Source organism: Mesorhizobium sp. M0571 (assembly GCF_040320985.1).
GTDB lineage: Bacteria > Pseudomonadota > Alphaproteobacteria > Rhizobiales > Rhizobiaceae > Mesorhizobium.
In genome coordinates this window covers 1-1,325 of the sequence record NZ_JAMYQT010000135.1, presented here as the reverse complement: position 1 = coordinate 1,325, position 1,325 = coordinate 1, and the positions used below count along the sequence as shown (strand labels likewise).

At 61.8% G+C, this 1,325-nt stretch carries 1 protein-coding gene; it reads right to left on the bottom strand.

Going from position 1 to position 1,325, the window contains the following annotated elements; all coding sequences use genetic code 11:
- A partial coding sequence (locus NKI85_RS37675; protein WP_352780958.1) for an aminotransferase-like domain-containing protein occupies window positions 1-1,209 on the bottom strand: 1,209 nt, incomplete at its 3' end.
- Between the last annotated feature and the right edge of the window lie 116 nt (window positions 1,210-1,325).

Sequence of the window (1,325 nt, the reverse complement as noted above, 5' to 3'; positions counted from 1 at the left end):
GTGGCCGCGCGCGGCAGAGGCGAAGCCGACCGCCGACCATTCTGGGGGTAATGGCAGCCATCCATAAAACGGGGGGAACTTCAGCCTCTCTACCGAGGGGAAGATTCCGGAAAACACACGATAGCGATCGAGCGCCTGCTGCCGCCGCTCGCGCACCAAGTCGTCCAGCTTGCCGCTTCCTATCAGCCGCACCGCCAGCTCGCTGAGCATGGGAGCCACGAACCAAGACGATGCGTGCAGGAGAAGTTCGGTCTGCTTGGTTAAGGCCGATGGCACCGTCAGCGTGCCAAGGCGAAATCCCGGTGCGACGCATTTGGAATAGGACGTGATATAGAAGCTGCGGTCGGGAATGAGTTCCGTGAGCGGAACCGGGCGCTCAGGTAAGAAGAAGCCATAGACGTCATCCTCGATGATCGTAAGGTCGAGTTTGTCAGCCAGTTCGGCGATGCGCCGCCGACGGGCAAGGCTCATGGTGCGAGCCGTGGGGCTCTGCAAGGTCGGCGTGCAATAGAACACCTTCGCGCCGGAGGCCTGGCTGGCTGTTTCCAGAGCGTCAGGATCGGCGCCTTCGTCGTCCATGGCTACGGGGACGAGCGTGAGGTGGTTGGCCGCGGCGGTAGCCTTGAAACCGGAATAGGTGAGGGTATCGACTAGGATGGTATCGCCGGGTCGCGCCACCAGACGCACCGCTATGTCGATTGCATGCTGGGCCCCGTTGCACAAAAACAGGCGCGCCGGGTCTGCATTGAACGAGCCGTCGGAGACATTGGCGGCAATGATCTCGCGATGCTGCACGATACCGCCGTGGGGATGGTAGGCCAGGAGGGGCGCGAGGTCACGGATGCGCGCCACTTCAGTCAACAGTCCTGACAGAATCTCGGTCTCGCGCCCATCAGCCGGCACGTTCAACGCCATATTCACTGGGCCCCGCGCAGCGGTTGCTCCGCCGCGGCCGAGGGTGCGACGGCGCACAAAGGTGCCTTGCCCCACATGCCCACTGATGATGCCCCGCTGCTCGGCCTCCTGGTAGGCCTTGCTCACGGTGCCGACGGATAAGCCGAGCTGCTCGGCCAACTCTCGGTGCGGGGGTAGGCGGGAACCGTCAGTCAACCTGCCCTCGTTGACATCCTGTTCCAACGCATTCACCAGGGCCAGATAACGTGGCCCCTCGGCTGACAAGTGCCGTGGCAGCCATCCGGAAGACTTCATCCTGTCCAAGCCCACATTTCCCTTTTCAGCTCGTTTCACTTTGTGCCGCTATATCTCAAGGTGGCCGACGTATTTCTGACGTATAGATCTCAATCCATAAATGCTGCCTTCAGGGG